The following is a 17,387-nucleotide window of genomic DNA, read 5'->3' on the forward strand; positions in this document are numbered from 1 at the left end:
CAAAACCTGACCAGGTGATCGATCAAACCGCCTCTTGCTCACGTCGATACGCGTAGGTATCGGCGAAACGCGACAGCAGGAATTCGGCGCAGGTGGTGGTCGGATATTTCGCCGGATGCTGCGCGTCCTGGCAGCCGGGCAGGCATTCGATGCGCGTGTCCGGGTGCGGTTCGGCGAAGAACGGCATCGAATAGCGATCTACGCCCAGCGGGCTGATCACCCGGTGCGGCGTCGAGCGATAACGGTCGTTGCTCCAGCGCGCCATCATGTCGCCGAGGTTGACCACGAACGTGCCGTCAATCGGTGGCGCGTCGATCCATTCACCTTTGACGTTCTTCACCTGCAAACCGCCGGCGCTGTCCTGATAGAGCAGGGTGATGCAGCCGTAATCGGTATGGGCGCCGGCGCCTTGCTGCTCGGCGGAACTGGCGGTGTGACGCGGCGGATAATGGATCATGCGCAACACGCTGACCGGTTCGACAAAACGCGTATCGAAGAAGTCGCGCTCGATGCCCAGCGCAACGGTCATCGCTCGAAGCAGGGTTTGCGCCAGCGCCTGCATGTCGAGGTAATGCTGCTCCATCAGCGTTTCCCAGCCGGGTTGCGCCGGGTGCCGATTGGGGCCGCGCAAGGGTTTTTCCGCGAGCACCTCGGGATGTTCGTCCGGCAGGTGCAGGCCCATGTCGAAGGTTTCTTTGAGGTCACTGGGTTTGTCCGGGTCCAGTTGCTCTGTGGCAATCGCACCGTAGCCGCGATGATGGCGGGTCTGAGTGATGTCGATCTTGAGTTTTTCTGCGGCGGGCAAGGCGAAGAAGCGCTGGGCGTGATCGAGCAGATCGTCGATGCGTTGCGCCGAGATCGGATGGCCCTTGATATAGAAAAAGCCCCACTCGCGACAGGCTTGGTCGATTTGTTCGGCCACCGCAGGCCAGGCGTTTTCGTCGTCGCTATAGAGCGGGCTGATATCAATGATCGGAAGCTGATCCATACACAATCCTTGAATACGCTGTGTTTCCAATGTGGGAGCGAGCCTGCTCGCGAAGAGGGAGTGTCAGACAACATTTTTGTTTAATGACACACCGCTTTCGCGAGCAGGCTCGCTCCCACAGGGTTTTGTGTGGTGAATCGGGGGACTACTTCGGCATCTCGGCCTTCATGCCCTCAACGTAATAATTCATCGAAGCCAGTTCCGCATTGGTCGCGCTCACGCCCGCCGGGATTTTTTCTACACCGGCCTGATCCTTGATCGGCCCGGTAAACGGCTGCAATGCGCCGCTCTTGATGTCGGCGATCAACTGCTCGGCTTCGGCTTTCACCGGCGCCGGCACCAGGTCGCTGATCGGCAGTTCCACCGTGCCTTCCTTCAACCCGCCCCAGTAATCCTGGGATTTCCAGGTGTGATCGATCACGCTCTGCGTCGCCTGAATGTAGTGCGGCGCCCAGTCGTTGACGATAGAGGTCAGCACCGCTTTCGGGCCGAAGTGGGCCATGTCCGAGGCGTAGCCCACGGCATACACGCCGCGCCGTTCGGCAGCCTGGATCGGCGCCGGGCTGTCGGTGTGCTGGAACACCACATCAACACCCTGATCGATCAGCGCGTTGGCGGCGTCGGCTTCCTTGCCCGGATCGAACCAGGAGTTGACCCACACCACTTTGATTTCGGTGCCAGGGTTGTACTTGTTCAAGGCCAGTTGAATGGCGTTGATGTCGCGGATCACTTCCGGAATCGGGAACGAAGCGACGTAGCCGATCTTCTTGGTCTTGGTCATCTTCGCTGCGAGGAAACCGCTGACGTAACGGCCCTCGTAAGTGCGCGCCAGGTAGGTGCCGAGGTTCTTGTCCTGCTTGTAACCGGTGGCGTGTTCGAACGTCACCTTGGGAAATTGCTTGGCGACTTTCACTGTCGGGTTCATGTAGCCGAAAGACGTGGTGAAGATCAGGTCGTATTTGTCCTTGGCCATGTTGCGGATCACCCGCTCGGCGTCGGCGCCCTCGGCGACGTTTTCCACGTAGTTGGTGGTGATCTGCGTGCCGAGTTTTTCCGCCAGGGCCTTGCGCCCCTGTTCGTGCTGATACGTCCAGCCGTGGTCACCGATCGGGCCGATGTAGACGAAACCGACCTTCAGCGGATCGGCAGCGCTGGCGCTCAGGCTGATTCCCAGACCGATGGCGGCGTACAGCAGTTTGTGCAGCGGACGTATTGGCATGAACCCGAACTCCATTTTGTTGTGTGTGCTCAGGGCCAATGCAAATTGCTGACCAACAGGACAACAAACTCATTTGAAAACGCGGTGCGGCCTTCGCGAGCAGGCTCGCTCCCACAGGGACGCATTTCAATGTGGGAGCGAGCCTGCTCGCGAAGAGGCCGGCAAGGCCAATAAAAGTGCATGCCTGAATCCAGCTGCCATCGCGTGGTGCGCAAAGATGTAACGAAACGTTAGCGGCGCTCGGCAGTCAGTAGCTTCATCAGCTCTTTTCGGCAAAAGGCCCGTCATGCTCTCGATCCTCAAACAAGAAAGCTTCCTGCTGCTGGCAGTCCTTGCCGCGTGCGTCGCTTATCCACTGGAACACTGGCTGCTGCACAGCGGCCAGATCGTCGCGCTGGGCGGCGGTCTGCTGCTGATCGCCTTTATCGTCGCCGCTTCGATGCGTGTTGCTCATCACGCTGAACTGCTGGCGGAAAAAGTCGGCGACCCCTACGGCACGATGATCCTCACACTCTCGGCAGTGCTGGTCGAAGTGGTGATCCTGGCGATCATGATGAGCAACGAAGCCTCGGCAACGCTGGTGCGCGACACGATTTATTCAGCGGTGATGCTCGACATCAACGGCATCCTCGGCCTCGCCGCACTGATGGGCGGGATCAAACACGGCGAGCAGTCCTACAACGACGATTCGGCGCGCAGCTACAGCGTCATGATCCTCACCGCGATGGGCGTGTCGATGGTGGTGCCGGAATTCATTCCCGAGGCCAACTGGAAGATGTATTCGGCGTTCACCATTGGCGCAATGATGGTGCTCTACGCGCTGTTCCTGCGCATGCAGGTCGGCCCGCACAGTTACTTTTTCAGCTACAGCTACCCGGACAAACGTCGCAAGAAAGAGCCGGTCGAGCAGGAGCCGAAACCGGTCAGCCTGGCGCTGTCGGTCGGCATTCTGGTGTCGGGGGTGGTGATCATCGGCGCACTGGCCGAGGTGATGTCCAAGACCCTCGATCTGGGCCTGGAAGGCACGGGCGCGCCGCCGGTAATCACGGCGATTCTGGTGGCAGCGATTTCCGCCGCGCCGGAGATTCTCACCGCATTACGAGCGGCGCTGGCCAATCGCATGCAGTCGGTGGTCAACATTGCGATGGGAGCGTCACTGTCGACGGTGATTCTGACCGTACCGGTGATGGAAGCGATGGCGCTGTACACCGGCCAGCCGTTTCAAATGGCGATGACCCCGGTGCAAACGGTGATGATCTTCATCACCCTGATCGTCAGCGCGATCAACCTCAATGACGGCGAGACCAACGCCATTGAGGGCATGACGCACTTTGTGCTGTTTGCCACATTCATCATGTTGTCCCTTTTGGGACTCTGAGCCGAGCCCAGCCCCCTGTAGGAGTTGCCGAAGGCTGCGATCTGTTGATCTTGCTTCTAGAAAACAGATCAAAAGATCGCAGCCTTCGGCAGCTCCTACAGAGGACTGTCGTTGGATCAGGTGCCGGCAATCAACTGCCGGGCCGCCTGGCTGTGATCGGCGATCAAACCTTTCAGATCCAGCCCTTCAACCTGACCATCAACCACACGCCACTTGCCGCCAATCATTACTCGATCCGCACGATCCGCGCCGCACAGCAGCAACGCCGAAATCGGATCATGGCTACCGGAGAAGCGCAGTTCATCGAGCTTGAACAACGCCAGATCCGCCTGCTTGCCCACGGCGATTTCGCCGATGTCGCTGCGACCGAGCAGGCTCGCCGAACCCTTGGTCGCCCAGCCCAGCACGCGTTCCGGGGTGATCTTTTCAGCGCCGTAGCGCAGGCGCTGGATATACAGGGCCTGACGCGCTTCGAGGATCATGTTCGAGGCATCGTTGGACGCCGAACCGTCAACGCCAAGACCGAACAGCGCGCCGGCGTCGGTCAGCTCGATGCTCGGGCAGATGCCGGACGCCAGGCGCATGTTCGAGCTTGGGCAGTGGCAGATGCCCGTGCCGGCCTGGCCGAGGCGGGCGATTTCGTCGGGGTTGAAATGAATGCCGTGGGCCAGCCAGGTACGCGGACCGAGCCAGCCGACGCTGTCCAGATAATCGACGGTGCGCAGGCCGAAGCGTTGCAGACAGAAGTCTTCTTCATCGAGAGTTTCAGCGAGGTGGGTGTGCAGACGCACATCGAGCTTGTTCGCCAGATCAGCACTGGCCGACATGATTTCCGGGGTCACCGAAAATGGCGAACATGGCGCCAGAGCGATCTGGATCTGCGCGCCGTCGCCACGCTCGTGATACTCGTGAATCAGCCGCTGGCTGTCGTCGAGAATCACCTGGCCTTCCTGCACCGTTTGTTGCGGAGGCAGGCCGCCGTCCTTCTCGCCAAGGCTCATCGAGCCGCGCGTGAGCATGGCGCGCATGCCCAGTTCACGCACCGTTTCGACCTGCACGTCGATGGCGTTTTCCAGACCGTCCGGGAACAGATAGTGATGGTCGGCAGCGGTGGTGCAACCCGAGAGCAGCAATTCGGCCAGCGCCACTTTCGTGGCGAGGGCGAGTTTTTCCGGGGTCAGCCGCGCCCATACCGGGTACAGGGTTTTCAGCCACGGGAACAGCGGCTGATTGACCACCGGCGCCCAGGCGCGGGTCAGGGTTTGATAGAAGTGATGGTGAGTGTTGATCAGGCCCGGCAGGATCACATGCTCGCGGGCATCGAACACTTCATTGCACGGCGCCGACGGCTGCTGACCGGCAGCGAGGACTTCGACGATGACACCGTCTTGCACGACAAGGCCGCCACGGGCATCAAGCTCGTTGGAAGTGAAAATGGCGAGGGGATTTTTTAACCAGGTACGGGTCGCAGGCATTGTGGCCGGCTCCTCTGAAAGTTGGGTTCAGGGTTGCCAGCTCAGTGTTGCCCTGTCTGCTGATCCAGGGTCGCCGCGAAGGACGAGGCGCGCAGTTTCAAACAAATCGCCCCATCGGGCAAGCCCAACCCGACCGGACACCACGGTCCCGTGTAGGAGCTGCCGAAGGCTGCGATCTTTTGATCTTGATCTTGATCTTGAAAATCAAAAGATCGTCCGATCGCGGCCCGAGCCTTCGGCAGCTCCTACACAGGAGATTCGTAGACTTACCAGGAAATGGTTTCACCCTTGTAATTGACGAAGTGATGCCCGCCCTTGCCGGTAAACGCATTGACCTGATCGATCAGCCCGCGGGTGCTGGTCTCGACGTCGAGATCGGCGCCTTCGCCGCCCATGTCGGTCTTCACCCAGCCCGGGTGCAGCGAAAGTACGGTCAGTTTCTGCTCGCCCAGTTGCGTGACAAAACTGTTGGTCATCGAATTCAGCGCCGCTTTGCTCGCCTTGTACAACGCCAGTTCCGGCGCGTCGGGCATGGTCACGCTGCCGAGTACCGAACTCATGAACGCCAGCACGCCGCTGCCGTCGCGAATCTGCCCGACGAAACGCTGGGCCAGATTGATCGGCGCCACCGCGTTGGTGAAAAACAGTTGCCCGACCTCGGCCAGGGTCGCGCCGCCCGGCGTCTGCACGTCCGGGCCTTTGACCCCGGCGTTGATGAACAACAGATCGAAGGTTTCGCCCTTGAGCTTCTGGCTCAGAGCGATCACCGCTTGCTGATCGTCCATGTCGAGCTTCTCGATGCGCACGTCACCCAGCGCTTGCAGCGCCTCGGCCTTCTGCGGATTGCGCACTGTCGCGGTCACTTGCCAGCCATCGCCCAGCAGGGTCTTCACCAGACCGAGGCCCAAGCCGCGGGAGGCGCCGATGATCAGTGCGTTTTTTGCCTGAGACATGATGGGTTTCCTTGAAAGTCAGCATTCAGGATTCAATGGACACGCCTGACCGCGCCACAGTTGCAGCGCTTGGCGAAAACAGGCTTTGATCCCGGAGCATACTCCAGGCGTCTTGAGTTTCTCGAGGGTGTTTGATCAGAAATAGTTGTGGGTCGTGCTCCAGATGTTGCCGGTGCGGACGCTTTCGCGAGCAGGCTCGCTCCCACATATGCCCGCGTTCACTCAGATCCCCTGTGGGAGCGAGCCTGCTCGCGAAGAGGCCCGCTCTGACATCAACTAATGTCCCGATTGCCACGGCTGCCCCAACGAAACCGGCGCATACAACCGAGTGCGCACGGCATCGCGGGACAGCAACACCAGCACCAAAATCGTCGCCACATACGGCAGCATCGCCAGCAGGCTCGAAGGTATCGCCAGTCCCAATCCCTGTGCCACCAAGTGCAGGATGCTGGCGAGGCCAAACAGATACGCCCCGAGCAACAACCGCCACACCCGCCAACTGGCAAACACCACCAGCGCCAGGGCAATCCAGCCGCGCCCGGCGGTCATGTTTTCCGCCCACATCGGCGTGTAGGCCAGCGACAGATAGGCCCCGGCCAGCCCGGCCATTGCTCCGCCGAACAACACCGCCAAGGTACGCACGGTCAGCACTGGCAAGCCCATCGCGCTGGCCGCATCCGGGTTTTCACCGACCGCTTGAATGATCAGGCCGACACGGCTTTTGATGATCACCCACGCCACCAGCGCAAACAGCGCGAACGACAGATACACCAGCAGATCCTGGGCAAACAGCATCCGCCCGATCAGCGGGATCTCACTCAGATACGGAATCGCCAGAGGCTCGAAACCCGCCAGCGGCTTACCCACCCAGGCCGCGCCGACAAACGTCGAAAGCCCGACACCAAAGATCGTCAGCGCCAACCCGGTGGCCACCTGATTGGCGTTGAACACCAGCGCGACCAGGGCAAACAGTGACGACAACAACATCCCGGCCAACATCGCCAACAGCACACCCAGCCACAGGTTGCCGCTGTTCAGCGCGACGATAAAACCGATCACCGCACCGAACAGCATCATGCCTTCCTGGCCGAGGTTGAGGACGCCGCTTTTCTCGCAGATCAACTCACCCAATGCCACCAGCAACAGCGGCGTGCCGCAGCGGACCATCGCGTAGAAAATATTGCTCAACAGATCGATATCCATCACAGCGCTCCGGCGGTTACGGCAGGGGTCGAGGCGCGCCGGGTCCAGCGCAGTTTCAGGCGTGGCCGATAGAGAATCAGCACGTCACAGGCGAGCAGGAAAAACAGCATCATGCCTTGAAACAATTGGGTGATCGCCTGCGGCAGATTGAGCGACATCTGCGCGCTCTCGCCGCCGATGTACAGCAGCGCCATCAGCAGACTGGAGAACAGAATGCCAAGCGGATTCAACCGTCCCAGAAACGCCACGGTGATCGCTGCGTATCCATAGCCCGGCGACACCTGCGGCACCAGTTGGCCGATCGGCCCGGTCACTTCGCAAACCCCCGGCGAGTCCGGCCAGAGCACCGCTGATCAACAGCGCCAGCCAGATCAGGCGCTTCTCGCGAAAGCCGACAAAACCTGCCGCACGTTTGTCCAGCCCGAGCACTTTGATCTGGAAGCCGATGAAGCTTTTCTGCAACAACACCCACACCGCAACCAGCGCGAGCAGGGCGAAATACACGCCGGCATGCACGCGGCCGTCCTCCAGCAGCAGCGGCAAACGACTGGCGTCGCCGAACATCGCCGACTCGGGAAAATTGAAGCCCGCCGGATCCTTCAACGGCCCGTGCACGCAGAACAGCAGCAGGTTCAGCGCGATGTAGTTGAGCATGATGCTGGTGAGGATTTCGTTGGCATTGAAGCGCGTGCGCAGCCATGCGGTGAGCCCGGCCCATGCGGCGCCCGCCAGCGTGCCGGTCAGCAGAATCAGCACCAGCGCCCAGCGACTTTGCATGTCGATAACGTTCACTGCCAGAGCACTACCGGCCAACGCGCCGAGTAGAAGTTGGCCTTCGGCGCCGATGTTCCAGATTCGCGCCTGATAGGCCACCGCCAGGCCGAGTGCGCAGAGCAGAATCGGCAGCGCCTTGACCAGCAATTCGGACACTCCATACAAATCGCTGACGGGCGCGATCAGCAGTGTGTGCAAGGTTTGCAATGGGTCGTGGCCCAGCGCGATGAACAACAGCGAGCCGCAGCCGAGGGTCAGCGCCGCCGCCAATAACGGCGAGCACCACAGCATCAGGCGCGATTGCTGGCCACGGGGTTCGAGAGAAAGCAGCATGTTGAAACTCCGTTAAACCGAAGCAGCGCGAGGTGAGTGATCGAACTGGCCGGCCATCCACGCGCCGACATCGCTCAGTTGTGTAAGGCCGGTGTCCTGCAGTGCCGACAGACGCCCGCCGCATAGCGCGCCGAGGCGATCGCTGATCTGGAACAGCTCATCGAGGTCTTCGGAAATCACCAGAATCGCCGCGCCGGCATCGCGCAGGGCAATCAAGGCGCGATGGATGGTGGCGGCGGCGCCAACGTCGACGCCCCATGTCGGGTGCGCGGCGATCAGCAGTTTCGGTTGCTGAAGAATTTCCCGGCCGAGGATGAATTTCTGCAAGTTGCCGCCGGACAGGCTGCGCGCAGCGGTTTGCGTGTCCCGGGTTTTCACGCCGAAACGCTGGATGATCTGCTGCGCGAGGGCTTCGACTTTGCCGCGTTGAATCAACCCGTGGCTGACTAGTCCTTGCTGGAAAGCACTGAGCAGGGCGTTATCGGCCAGACTCAACTCCGGCACCGCGCCGTGGCCAAGGCGTTCGGCCGGCACGAAGGCCAGACCGAGTTTGCGCCGCGCATCCGGGCGCAGATCGGCAACGTTTTTCTCTGCGAAGCGCAGGGTCGCCGCTTGCGCACGAGGCAAGGGCTGCTCGCCGCTGAGCAGGGCGAGCAATTCATCCTGACCATTGCCCGCGACCCCGGCGATGCCGACGATTTCACCGCTGCGCACTTGCAGGTCGATGTCTGTCAGCGAGCAGCCGAACGGATCCGGGTTGTGCCAGCTCAAACCCTGCACCTGCAGAAACGCCGCGCCACCGCTGACTTTCGGATACTCGCCAATCAATGCCGCCGCTTCGCCGACCATCAGTTGTGCCAGTTGCTGATCCGTACATTGCGCCGGCAGGCAATGCCCGGCTACCCGACCGCCGCGCAGCACCGTGGCGCTGTGGCACAAGGCCCGCACTTCACCGAGCTTGTGGCTGATAAACAGAATGCTGCAGCCCTCGTCGGCAAGGCGCCGCAGGGTGATGAACAATTCGTCCGCCTCTTGCGGCGTCAGCACCGAGGTCGGCTCGTCGAGAATCAACAGGCGGATGTCCTGCATCAGGCAACGGATGATTTCCACCCGCTGGCGCTCGCCGATCGACAGGCTGTGGACAAGTCGCTCCGGCTCCAGCGCCATGCCGTAACGCCGCGATACTTCGCGAATCTTCGGCTCCAGTTGCTTCGGCGTGCCGGCCGCCGCGCCCATCGCCAGGGCAATGTTCTGCGCGACGCTGAGGGTTTCGAACAGCGAGAAATGCTGGAACACCATGCCAATGCCCAACTGCCGCGCCTGTGCCGGGTTGCGGATCTGCACGCGCTGCCCCTGCCAGAGCATTTCACCGCTGTCGCACTGGGTGACCCCGTAAATGATCTTCATCAACGTACTTTTGCCCGCGCCGTTTTCACCGAGCAGGGCATGGATCTCACCCGGCGCGATGCTCAGGTCGATGGCGTCGTTGGCCAGACAACCGGGGTAGCGTTTGCTGATCTGGCGCAGTTGCAGGCGCGGTGGGGAAGGGGCGATGGACATGGCAGGCTCGACTGACTTTGAGTTGTGCCTGTGGATAAAGCAATTTCCTGGCCATTGAGTCAGGAACGCTTGCGGAGCCAGTCCGCAAGTGCCGACAGCAGCGCATCGGCGGGCGTTTTGCCTTTCTATCGAGCACCAATTCAGCGCAAAGCCATTGAACAGGCTCCAGTTTTGCTCGCGCTACGCTGGTTAAAAAACGAGCAATCAGTTGGGGCCTAGGCAGATCCAGCGACAGCGACGGTCATGAACGGCTTATCCACAGGTTGTTCCACAGTAATTGTGCGCAAGCGCCGAGGTCGGGCATAAGCACTGCGATGCTTTCTTCTAATGGTGATAAACGACGTTAACTATCTGTTTTTACGCTGTTTTTCCGTTTCGTCGGAACAATTGAACGAAAAGTGAACAAATCGCGCAAAGCCGCATGACAAAAGGGTTACAGCCGTGTGTGCTCAGGTTATCCACAGTCGGGTGCACAGCCGATGTGGGCAAGTCTGTGGAATAAGGAAAACGAGGGATGCCCTAAAAGATCGCAGCCTTCGGCAGCTCCTACATTTGAAATGCGATTCCCTGTAGGAGCTGCCGAAGGCTGCGATCTTTTGATCTTGGATTAGCGCTGCAACAAAATCCGCCCACGGCTCAGATCCGCCAACTGACTTTGCAGCACTTCGATCTGCGCTTCTCCTACCGCCAATTTCAACTCAACCCCATTGGCCGTGAAGTTTTCCTCCACCACCAATCCACCGAGATCCGCCACGCGCAACTTCACCAGCGCCAACTCGGCAAATCCGCAGGCGCAACTCAGCGGCACGCGGCTGATCAGCTCGATTTTTTCCGCCGCTTGCAGGCACTTGTTGGCGCCACCGCCGTAGGCCCGGGCCAGGCCGCCGGTGCCCAGTTGAATGCCGCCGTACCAGCGGATCACCAGCACCGCGACCTGATCGCAGTCCTGCGCTTCGATCGCCGCGAGAATAGGGCGCCCTGCGGTGCCGCCAGGTTCGCCGTCGTCAGTGCTGCGATATTGCGCGCCGAGTTTCCACGCCCAGCAATTGTGCGTGGCATTCAAATCGCTGTGCTGCTCGAAAAATGCCTGCGCGTCGGCGGTGCTGCTGATCGGCGTCGCCAGAGTGATGAAGCGGCTTTTGCGAATCTCTTCGCGGTATTCGCAAAAACCGCTGAGGGTGAAAGGCATAAACGTCTTATAGAGAGGGGAGTGAGGCCGCAGCCTTTGAGAATGATGCGGATCAGGTTGTTGCCGGCGTCTTCCATGTCTTGCTTGGTCAACTTGCTGCGCCCGGTGACGCGGCAGATCTGCGTGGCGAAGTCGGCGTAATGCTGGGTGCTGCCCCACAGCAGGAAAATCAGATGCACCGGGTCGACCTGATCCATTTTGCCGGCATCGATCCACGCCTGAAACACCGCCGCGCGCCCGGTGAACCAGGTGCGGTAATCCTGATTGAAATATTCGCTCAGGCATTCGCCGCCGCTGATCACTTCCATGGCGAAGATCCGCGAAGCCTGCGGCTGGCGCCGCGAGAATTCCATCTTCGCGCGGATGTAGCGTGTCAGCGCTTCGGCCGGGTCATCCTCGGCGGTGAGGGTGTTGAAGGTGCTGTCCCACAACTCGATGATGTTGCTCAGCACTGCCACATACAAACCGAGCTTGTTGGTGAAGTAGTAATGCAGGTTGGCCTTGGGCAGCCCGGCATTCTGCGCGATGGTGTTCATGCTGGTGCCTTTGAACCCGTGACGGGCGAACTCGTCTTCGGCGGCTTTGAGAATGGTCTCTTCGTTCTTCTGACGAATGCGGCTGGCGGGTTTGCCGCCGTGGGCTGGGACTTCAAAGGTCATAGGCACTTCCGGGATTGTCTGTGGGTGCAACCAGTTGCGTTGATAGCGCACCCACAGGCATCCGACAAGTCCTAGCGCGGAAAAACAGTTACGCCTGTTCGATCTTGTTCAATGACGCGGGGCTTTTTGTCTCAGCGGTTTTGCCTTCCGGCAACAACAGACACAGGACGATTGCCGTCAGCCCGCCGCTGGTGATCGCCGAGTCGAACAGGTTCTGCACCAGTTTCGGCAACAGGTGCAGCAGGTTCGGTTGCGCGGCGATGCCAAGGCCGACGCCGAACGAAGTGGCGATGATCAACATGCTGCGCCGGTCCAGCGGTGACTGCGCGAGAATGCGTACGCCCGCCGCCGCCACTGCGCCGAACATCACCAGCGTTGCGCCGCCGAGCACCGGTTTCGGAATCTGTTGCAGCACCGCACCGATCATCGGGAACAGGCCGAGGCAAAACAGGATCGCGCCGATGTACAGGCCGACGTAGCGGCTGGCAACACCGGTCAATTGGATCACGCCATTGTTTTGCGCGAACGTTGTGTTGGGGAAGGCGCTGAAGGTCGCCGCGATCATGCAGCTCACGCCGTCACCGAGCACGCCACCGCGCAAGCGGCTTATATAAGAAGGGCCGCTGATCGGTTGGCGGGCGAGCATGCAGTTGGCGGTGAGGTCGCCGACGGTTTCGATGGTGCTGATCAGGTAAATCAGCGCGACCGGCAGGAAAGCGGTCCAGTCGAAGTTGAATCCGAACTTGAACGGCGTAGGAAAACTCACCAGCGGCAAGTCAGGCAACGGCTGTGGCACTAATTTTCCGCTGAACCACGCAGCGAGACTGCCTAGCACCAGTCCGATGATGATCGCCGACAGTCGTACCCAAGGCGTGTTCGAACGGTTGAGCAGAATGATCGTCAGCAGCACGAACACGCCCAAGGCCAGATTGCCCGGCGCGCCGAAGTCCGGGGCATTGAAGCCGCCACCCAGATCGGTGATGCCGACCTTGATCAGGCTGATGCCGATCAGCGTGATGACAATGCCGGTCACCAGCGGTGTGACCACTCGGCGCAACTGACCGATGAAACGGCTGAGCACGATCTGCACGATTGCGCCGAAAAAGCACACGCCGAAAATCATCGCCAGAATATCTTCCGGGCTGCCGCCGCGCTGCTTGACCAGAAACCCGGCCGACAGCACCGCACCGAGAAACGCGAAACTGGTGCCTTGCAGACAGATCATCCCCGCGCCGATGCCGAACGGTCGCCGCGCCTGGATAAAAGTGCCGACGCCCGAGACCATCAGCGCCATGCTGATCAGGTACGGTAGATGCGCGGTCAGCCCGAGCGCCGAACCGATCACCAGTGGCGGGGTGATGATGCCGACGAAACTGGCGAGCACGTGTTGCAGTGCGGCGAGAATGGCGGCGAGTGGTTTGGGGCGATCGTTGAGGCCGTAGATCAGTTCACTGGACGAATCGGAATCTGGCTGCATGGTTTTGGCTTCTTGTTGAAGGACGAGTCAGCCCTTCACTGCAAAAACCTGTCCACTTGCTCAGGTTATTCCTGGATTCTGTCGATGAGGCCCTGCCGGGCTGGGCTCTGCGCGCTTATCTATCGCGTCGCGGCCAGACTCTCCAGGAAACTTTCCAGCACCAAATGAGGGCGCCGCCCCTTGCGCGTGACCGATGCCAGACTCAAATCGTAAAAACGCGTGCCGGCCTTGAGCGCACGCAAACGCCCCTGCTGTACCCAAAGATTGGCGTAGTGATCCGGCAGGTAACCGATGTAGCGCCCGGTCAGAATCAGAAATGCCATGCCCTCGCGGTCAGAGGCACTGGCGGTGCAGTTGAGCGCTTGATAATGCGCCTGAATCTCCGCCGGCAAACGAAAGGTTGGCGCAATCGCGTCCTGACTGTCGAGGCGTTGATCATCGAGTTGCTTGTCGTCGACATAAAACAGCGGATGACCCACCGCGCAATACAGCAGCGAACGCTCGCTGTATAACGGCTGATATTCCAGTCCTGACAAGGCGCTGGCCTGCGGCACCACGCCAACGTGCAGGCGCCCGTCGAGCACACCTTGCTCGACTTCATTCGGCGCAATCATGCGGATCTGGATCTGCACGTCCGGCCCGCGCTCCTTCAACTGCGCGAGGGCATGGGTGATGCGCATGTGCGGCAGGGTGACGAGGTTGTCGGTGAGGCCGATGATCAGCTCGCCGCGCAGGTGTTGGTGCAGGCCGTTGACCTCGGTGCGAAAACTCTCCAGTGCACTCAACAGCTGTAGTGCCGACTGGTACACCTCACGGCCTTCCTCGGTCAGGGAAAATCCGGCCCGGCCACGCTGACACAAGCGCAAGCCGAGGCGCTGCTCCAGATCGCTCATCTGCTGGCTGATCGCCGAACGGCCGATGCCGAGCACGGTTTCCGCTGCGGAGAAGCCGCCACATTCCACGACACTGCGAAAAATCCGCAGCAGACGGATATCAAAGTCACTGACCTGAGCCAGTGGATCGGCGCGGCGGCTGCTCATTTTTTGTTCTCTTTGTTTAGCATTGATCTAACTGAAGGTTAGAAGAGTTGGATTTCACCGACTTTATCGCCGTGGCAATTTAGCTGCAACAACGCTTTCCATCTCCCTGACGCTTATGCCCTGCGAGGTTTTGCCCGATGAACATGCCTGAAAACGCGCCGTCGCCACTGGCCAGTCAACTGAAGCTGGACGCGCACTGGATGCCGTACACCGCCAACCGCAACTTTCAGCGCGACCCGCGTCTGATCGTCGGCGCTGAAGGCAGCTGGCTGTTCGACGACAAGGGCCGCAAGATCTACGACTCGCTGTCCGGTCTGTGGACCTGCGGCGCCGGGCACACTCGCAAGGAAATTCAGGAAGCCGTTGCGAAACAGCTGGGCACTCTCGATTACTCACCGGGTTTCCAGTACGGCCATCCGTTGTCGTTCCAGTTGGCAGAGAAAATCACCGAACTGACCCCGGGCAACCTGAACCACGTGTTCTTCACCGACTCTGGTTCCGAGTGCGCTGACACCGCGGTGAAAATGGTCCGTGCCTACTGGCGCCTGAAAGGCCAGGCGACCAAGACCAAGATGATCGGCCGCGCCCGTGGTTACCACGGTGTGAACATCGCCGGCACCAGCCTCGGCGGCGTCAACGGCAACCGCAAACTGTTTGGTCAGGCGATGATGGATGTCGATCACCTGCCGCACACACTGCTGGCGAGCAATGCGTTTTCCCGTGGCATGCCGGAGCAGGGCGGTATTGCTTTGGCCGATGAGCTGCTGAAGTTGATCGAACTGCACGACGCTTCCAACATCGCTGCGGTGTTCGTTGAGCCGATGGCCGGCTCTGCCGGGGTACTGGTTCCGCCACAGGGTTACCTCAAGCGTCTGCGCGAGATCTGCGATCAGCACAACATCCTGCTGGTGTTCGATGAAGTGATCACCGGTTTCGGCCGCACCGGTTCGATGTTCGGCGCCGAGAGCTTCGGCGTGACTCCAGACCTGATGTGTATCGCCAAGCAAGTCACCAACGGCGCGATCCCGATGGGCGCGGTGATTGCCAGCTCCGAGATTTACCAGACCTTCATGAACCAGCCGACGCCGGAATACGCCGTGGAATTCCCCCATGGCTACACCTATTCGGCGCACCCGGTGGCCTGTGCCGCCGGCCTTGCTGCACTCGACCTGCTGCAAAAGGAAAACCTGGTGCAGAGCGTCGCCGAAGTCGCACCGCATTTCGAAAACGCGCTGCATGGTCTTAAGGGCTCGAAGAACGTCATCGACATCCGCAACTACGGCCTGGCTGGCGCGATCCAGATTGCCGGGCGCGACGGTGATGCCATCGTGCGTCCTTTCGAAGCGGGCATGGCCTTGTGGAAAGCCGGGTTCTACGTACGCTTCGGCGGCGACACCCTGCAGTTCGGCCCAACCTTCAACAGCAAGCCGCAAGACCTCGATCGTCTGTTCGACGCGGTCGGCGAAGTGCTGAACAAGCTCGACTGATTTTTCCCTCTATATATGTACAAAAGTGCGGGCGTCTCTCACGGCGCCTGCGGACCAGAATTCAGGAGTGTTCGATGAGCGTTATCCCGCATTTGATCAATGGCGAACTGGTGACCGAGAACGGTCGCGCGGTGGATGTGTTCAACCCGTCTACCGGCCAGGCGATCCATAAACTGCCATTGGCCAGCCAGGCCACCATTCAGAAAGCCATCGATGCCGCCAAGGCTGCGTTCCCGGCCTGGCGCAACACGCCACCAGCCAAACGCGCCCAGGTGATGTTCCGTTTCAAGCAACTGCTGGAGCAGAACGAAGCGCGCATCTCGCAACTGATCAGCGAAGAGCACGGCAAGACCCTGGAAGACGCTGCCGGTGAATTGAAGCGCGGTATCGAGAATGTCGAGTTCGCCTGCGCCGCCCCGGAAATCCTCAAGGGTGAGTACAGCCGCAACGTCGGCCCGAACATCGATGCCTGGTCGGACTTCCAGCCGTTGGGGATTGTTGCCGGTATCACTCCGTTCAACTTCCCGGCCATGGTCCCGCTGTGGATGTACCCGCTGGCGATCGTCTGCGGCAACTGCTTCATCCTCAAGCCATCCGAGCGCGATCCAAGCTCGACGCTGCTGATCGCTCAGTTGCTTCTGGAAGCAGGGTTGCCGAAAGGCGTGATGAGTGTGGTCCATGGTGACAAGACAGCGGTGGACGCGTTGATCGAAGCGCCGGAAGTCAAAGCGCTGAGTTTCGTCGGTTCGACACCGATTGCCGAATACATCTACGCCGAAGGCACCAAGCGCGGCAAACGCGTTCAGGCACTGGGCGGCGCGAAGAACCACGCGGTACTGATGCCGGATGCCGATCTGGACAATGCGGTAAGTGCACTGATGGGCGCGGCTTACGGTTCCTGCGGCGAACGCTGCATGGCCATCTCGGTGGCCGTGTGTGTTGGCGATCAGGTCGCGGACGCGCTGGTGGCGAAACTGGTTCCACAGATCAAAGCGCTGAAAATCGGCGCGGGTACCTCGTGCGGTCTGGACATGGGGCCGTTGGTTACCGGTCAGGCGCGTGACAAGGTCAGCGGTTATGTGGATGACGGTGTGGCGGCGGGCGCGACCCTGGTGGTCGATGGTCGTGGTCTGAGCGTCGCCGGTCATGAAGACGGCTTCTTCCTCGGTGGCTGCCTGTTCGACAACGTCACCCCTGAGATGCGCATCTATAAAGAAGAGATCTTCGGCCCGGTGTTGTGCGTCGTTCGCGTGAACAGCCTGGAAGAGGCGATGCAACTGATCAATGATCACGAGTACGGCAACGGCACCTGCATCTTCACCCGTGACGGCGAAGCGGCGCGGCTGTTCTGTGACGAGATCGAAGTCGGTATGGTCGGCGTCAACGTGCCGCTGCCGGTGCCAGTGGCTTATCACAGCTTCGGCGGCTGGAAGCGTTCGCTGTTTGGCGACCTGCACGCCTATGGTCCGGATGGCGTGCGCTTCTACACTCGTCGCAAGGCGATCACCCAGCGCTGGCCGCAGCGTGCAAGCCATGAAGCTTCGCAGTTCGCATTCCCTAGCTTATAAGTAGCTGGATGTGCAGAAGGCCGACCTTTCAGGTCGGCCTTCGCGTTTTCGGGGCTTTTTGCCCGATATGACAGAAATATGAAA

12 protein-coding genes and 2 pseudogenes are annotated in these 17,387 nt (G+C 60.4%); 3 read left to right on the forward strand and 11 right to left on the reverse strand.

Annotated elements, in window-relative coordinates:
- Window positions 1-22 precede the first annotated feature (22 nt).
- Together FEE99_RS07835 and FEE99_RS07840 are read right to left on the reverse strand one after the other, a co-directional pair.
- Entirely contained in the window at window positions 23-988 is a 966-nt protein-coding gene (locus FEE99_RS07835; protein ID WP_041479648.1) for a 2-oxoglutarate and iron-dependent oxygenase domain-containing protein, read from the reverse strand.
- 145 nt (window positions 989-1,133) lie between these two features.
- Entirely contained in the window at window positions 1,134-2,207 is a 1,074-nt protein-coding gene (locus FEE99_RS07840; RefSeq protein WP_041479649.1) for a BMP family ABC transporter substrate-binding protein, read from the reverse strand.
- A 286-nt stretch (window positions 2,208-2,493) separates the two neighbouring features.
- Here FEE99_RS07840 and FEE99_RS07845 point away from each other — a divergent pair, with 286 nt between their 5' ends.
- On the forward strand, window positions 2,494-3,585 hold the full coding sequence (locus FEE99_RS07845; protein ID WP_041479650.1) for a calcium:proton antiporter: 1,092 nt from the start codon (window positions 2,494-2,496) through the stop codon (window positions 3,583-3,585).
- Window positions 3,586-3,701: 116 nt separating this feature from the next.
- Here FEE99_RS07845 and FEE99_RS07850 read toward each other — a convergent pair whose 3' ends face one another.
- The 9 genes and pseudogenes from FEE99_RS07850 to FEE99_RS07890 form a co-directional block, all read right to left on the reverse strand.
- The gene (locus FEE99_RS07850; protein ID WP_016771813.1) at window positions 3,702-5,060 is read right to left on the reverse strand and encodes an 8-oxoguanine deaminase; all 1,359 of its coding nucleotides are present in this window, start codon (window positions 5,058-5,060) and stop codon (window positions 3,702-3,704) included.
- Window positions 5,061-5,326: 266 nt separating this feature from the next.
- Window positions 5,327-6,013, reverse strand: a complete 687-nt coding sequence (locus tag FEE99_RS07855; RefSeq protein WP_041479651.1) for an SDR family oxidoreductase — start codon at window positions 6,011-6,013, stop codon at window positions 5,327-5,329.
- 276 nt (window positions 6,014-6,289) lie between these two features.
- Window positions 6,290-7,216 carry an ABC transporter permease gene (locus FEE99_RS07860; protein ID WP_041479652.1) on the reverse strand — a complete coding sequence of 309 codons (927 nt, stop codon included), beginning with the start codon at window positions 7,214-7,216 and terminating at the stop codon, window positions 6,290-6,292.
- Window positions 7,216-8,323, reverse strand: a pseudogene (locus FEE99_RS07865) (ABC transporter permease). The gene FEE99_RS07860 and the pseudogene FEE99_RS07865 overlap by 1 nt, the downstream one beginning before the upstream one ends.
- A gap of 12 nt (window positions 8,324-8,335) precedes the next feature.
- Window positions 8,336-9,883 (reverse strand): ABC transporter ATP-binding protein, encoded by a 1,548-nt coding sequence (locus FEE99_RS07870; RefSeq protein WP_041479653.1) that lies wholly within the window; start codon window positions 9,881-9,883, stop codon window positions 8,336-8,338.
- A gap of 607 nt (window positions 9,884-10,490) precedes the next feature.
- Window positions 10,491-11,072 carry an IMPACT family protein gene (locus FEE99_RS07875; protein ID WP_041479654.1) on the reverse strand — a complete coding sequence of 194 codons (582 nt, stop codon included), beginning with the start codon at window positions 11,070-11,072 and terminating at the stop codon, window positions 10,491-10,493.
- Window positions 11,073-11,089: 17 nt separating this feature from the next.
- Window positions 11,090-11,731: pseudogene (locus FEE99_RS07880) on the reverse strand (TetR family transcriptional regulator C-terminal domain-containing protein); the annotation flags it as partial.
- An 88-nt stretch (window positions 11,732-11,819) separates the two neighbouring features.
- Window positions 11,820-13,208, reverse strand: a complete 1,389-nt coding sequence (locus FEE99_RS07885) for a uracil-xanthine permease family protein (protein ID WP_041479656.1) — start codon at window positions 13,206-13,208, stop codon at window positions 11,820-11,822.
- A gap of 119 nt (window positions 13,209-13,327) precedes the next feature.
- The gene (locus FEE99_RS07890) at window positions 13,328-14,248 is read right to left on the reverse strand and encodes a LysR family transcriptional regulator (protein ID WP_016771807.1); all 921 of its coding nucleotides are present in this window, start codon (window positions 14,246-14,248) and stop codon (window positions 13,328-13,330) included.
- 137 nt (window positions 14,249-14,385) lie between these two features.
- Between FEE99_RS07890 and FEE99_RS07895 the strand changes: the two genes are divergently transcribed.
- Both FEE99_RS07895 and FEE99_RS07900 read left to right on the forward strand, forming a co-directional pair.
- The gene (locus FEE99_RS07895; protein WP_016771806.1) at window positions 14,386-15,735 is read left to right on the forward strand and encodes an aspartate aminotransferase family protein; all 1,350 of its coding nucleotides are present in this window, start codon (window positions 14,386-14,388) and stop codon (window positions 15,733-15,735) included.
- Between the two features lie 74 nt (window positions 15,736-15,809).
- Window positions 15,810-17,303: a CoA-acylating methylmalonate-semialdehyde dehydrogenase gene (locus FEE99_RS07900; protein ID WP_041479657.1), complete on the forward strand. Its 1,494-nt coding sequence runs from the start codon at window positions 15,810-15,812 to the stop codon at window positions 17,301-17,303.
- Window positions 17,304-17,387 lie beyond the last annotated feature (84 nt).

This window comes from Pseudomonas sp. ef1, assembly GCF_007293365.2.
Lineage (GTDB): Bacteria > Pseudomonadota > Gammaproteobacteria > Pseudomonadales > Pseudomonadaceae > Aquipseudomonas > Aquipseudomonas siliginis.